A 2,808-nucleotide genomic window follows, 5' to 3' on the forward strand; every position below is an offset into this window, starting at 1 on the left:
TTTGCGGTTTGCCCTCCCCCTCCCATCCTCGCCGGAAGGCAGGTGCGCATGGCAGGGCCATGCGCGCCAGCGGTGGAGATGGTGTGTTTGCGGAGAGCGTTGCGCTAGTCATGCGCGTCGAGAGCTTCGCTCACTGTGACTGTACCCGAGCAATAGGCTCCCCATGCCGCCATGAGTTTCACCCGCATACCGGGATCCTCCTTGGTGCCGAGATAGGTGGTGCGGCGATACGCCGCCTGCACCGCATCTGGCGTCTTGTGGGCCAGCGCAGCCTCGACCACCGCATTTGGAAAGCCAGCGTTCGCCGCCCAATCCGTGAAGGCCGAGCGAAACCCGTGGACATGAAAGGGTTCTTGCATGTCGCGCAGCACCTTGAGCAGCGTCATGTCGGACATCGCTTTGCCGGTTGCACCGGAGAAGACGACTTCGGCACCTTCGACCTTGAAAGCATCCGCCTTTGCAAGGACACCTAGTGCGGCCTCGGAAAGCGGGACGACATGTGCCTTGCTGCGCTTCATATGCTCTGCGGGGATCGTCCAGAGGCGCTCTTCCAGATCGAATTCGTCCCACGTCGCGAGTCGGACCTCCTGCGAGCGCGTGCCGGTCAGGATCAAGAGATCGAGCGCGAAACGACCGAAGGATGGCCTGCGCCTCAGTGCGGTCAGAAACGATGGAATGGCGACATAGGGCATCGCCTTGCGGTTCTGGGTTTTCTTGATCTGCCGTGGCAGGCCCCTCCCCGCCTTTAGGCTGCTATTGCCCGACGGTGCTTCAGTTGAGCGCCAGCCCTTGGCATGCGCGTAGTCCAGAACCGCGCAAATCCGGTTCCGCACCTGGCGAGCCGTTTCTGGGATTTCCTGCCAGATCGGAGTGAGGACCGAGATAATGTCCGCCGCAGTGACACTACCCGTCGGCATATCCCCGAGCCTTGGAAACGCGTAGTTCTCCAAACTGGCCAGCCACTGGCGTGTGTAGACATCACTCTTCCAGCCCGCTTCGTTTTCGGAGTGGTATTGGGTAGCGGCTTCGCGAAAGGTCACTTTGGCGGCGGCCTCGTCTTTGCGCTCAGTCAGTACGTCACGCTTTTCCACTTTGACAGCCTTGCGCAGATCGTTCGCCAGTGCCCGCGCATCCGCCAGCGTGACGAGCTTGGCGCTACCTAACCCGATATCCCGTCGCTTGCCTTCTTGCTGGAGTCGCAGCAGCCATGACGCCGCGCCGGTTTTTCCAACCTTCAGAAAGAGGCCGTCGCCATCTTGATAGGTTCCGGGTTTCATCAAAGCGGCCTTTACCGCCACTGCAGAAAGCTTGCCCATTTCCTTCCCCACATTTCTGTAGGCCGCTCCGGAACATACAAGTGTGGGGAAGCACAGTTCTTTCCCCACACCTTCCCCACACTAAGCCTCGGATACGGCTGGATCGCGATGGCTGTTTGGGGACGGAATAGGCGCAGTATATCGCAGAAATCCTAGGGTTTCCACGGATTTCTGGGGATGCTGATAGATGCCAAAAGAAGGGGCGGTGGTGGACAGGGCTGGATTCGAACCAGCGTACGCTTGCGCGGGCAGATTTACAGTCTGCTGCCTTTAACCACTCGGCCACCTGTCCACACGGGCCATTTCACGAAGAAATCGAGGGATCCGAAGTCAGACCCCGTGCCGAGAGGCGCCCCTTTGGCGAAGCGGCGCTTGCCTGTCAATGGCCTCACTGGCACAGGCCGCAGCCAAGCTGGAATACAGGACGAAACCAATGGCAAAAGGCGAACGCAAGAAGGCCCTACGCGGCAGAGCTGGTCGGATGAAGGGCGGTCGCGGCAGCGGCCGTGCCGGCACTGGACAGGTGCGCTTGTGGGGACGGCACGCGGTCGAGGCTGCGCTCAAGAACCCCGATCGGGTACACCGCAAACTATGGGCCACCCGCGAGGGTATCGAATCGCTCGATGGCGAGTTGCCACAGGATTTCCCGCTTGAGTATGCGGATGCCGCCGATCTCGCCCGCCTAGTGGCCAAGGATGCACCGCATCAGGGGCTGGTGTTAGAATGTGCTCCGCTCGAAGACATCCATCTCGACGAGGTGCTCGATGGCGATCCGGCTCGGCCCATTGTGGTGCTCGACCAGGTTACCGATCCACACAATGTCGGAGCAATCATGCGATCTGCAGCTGCGTTTGGTGCTGCAGCGCTGGTCACACAGGATCGCCATGCCCCGCCTGAAGGTGGAGTGATTGGTAAGTCGGCATCGGGGGCTCTCGAGATCTTGCCCTGGATACGCGTGGTCAACCTTGCCCGCGCGCTCGAACAAATGGCAGAGGCCGGCTACTGGCGGATTGGCCTGACCGGCGGCGCCACGTCCACACTGGCCGAGGCCCTGCCCGAAGGCCCCGTTGCGCTCGTGCTTGGGGCAGAAGGCGAAGGCATGCGGCACAACATCGAGCAGCACTGCGACGCGCTGGCCAAGCTGCCGATCGGTGAGGAAATCGAAAGCCTGAATGTTTCGAATGCTGCTGCGATCTCGCTATATGCGGTGGCGACACGCTAGGCGTTCTTTTCTGGGGGATTGGGAGCGATGGAATTCAAGATGATCCGGGGCCTGGCCCTGGCCGGTACAAGTGTGCTGATGCTGACGGGTTGCCTGTTCTCTCCCGGCAAGTTCACCAGCGAACTCACGCTGATGAAGGATGGCAGTTTCTCCTACAGTTACGACGGAGAGATCCAGATGCTGGCGCTCAGCAAGCTTGGAGAATTGGGCGACGAGGAAGAAACCTTCACCCCCCACTGCCTCGACGACGAAACCTTTGAGGAGCGAGAC

At 60.6% G+C, this 2,808-nt stretch carries 2 protein-coding genes, 1 tRNA gene and 1 pseudogene; 2 read left to right on the forward strand and 2 right to left on the reverse strand.

Annotated elements, in window-relative coordinates; all coding sequences use genetic code 11:
* Window positions 1-104 precede the first annotated feature (104 nt).
* A complete protein-coding gene (locus tag AAFM29_RS16940) occupies window positions 105-1,316 on the reverse strand; it encodes a tyrosine-type recombinase/integrase (RefSeq protein ID WP_341713915.1) in 1,212 nt (403 codons plus the stop codon).
* Window positions 1,317-1,522: 206 nt separating this feature from the next.
* Window positions 1,523-1,608, reverse strand: a tRNA-Tyr gene (locus AAFM29_RS16945).
* A gap of 141 nt (window positions 1,609-1,749) precedes the next feature.
* Here AAFM29_RS16945 and rlmB point away from each other — a divergent pair.
* Window positions 1,750-2,538 carry a 23S rRNA (guanosine(2251)-2'-O)-methyltransferase RlmB gene (gene rlmB / locus AAFM29_RS16950; protein ID WP_341713916.1) on the forward strand — a complete coding sequence of 263 codons (789 nt, stop codon included), beginning with the start codon at window positions 1,750-1,752 and terminating at the stop codon, window positions 2,536-2,538.
* 27 nt (window positions 2,539-2,565) lie between these two features.
* Window positions 2,566-2,808: pseudogene (locus AAFM29_RS16955) on the forward strand (hypothetical protein); the annotation flags it as partial.

It is taken from the genome of Erythrobacter sp. (genome assembly GCF_038133525.1).
In the GTDB taxonomy this organism is placed as follows: domain Bacteria; phylum Pseudomonadota; class Alphaproteobacteria; order Sphingomonadales; family Sphingomonadaceae; genus Qipengyuania.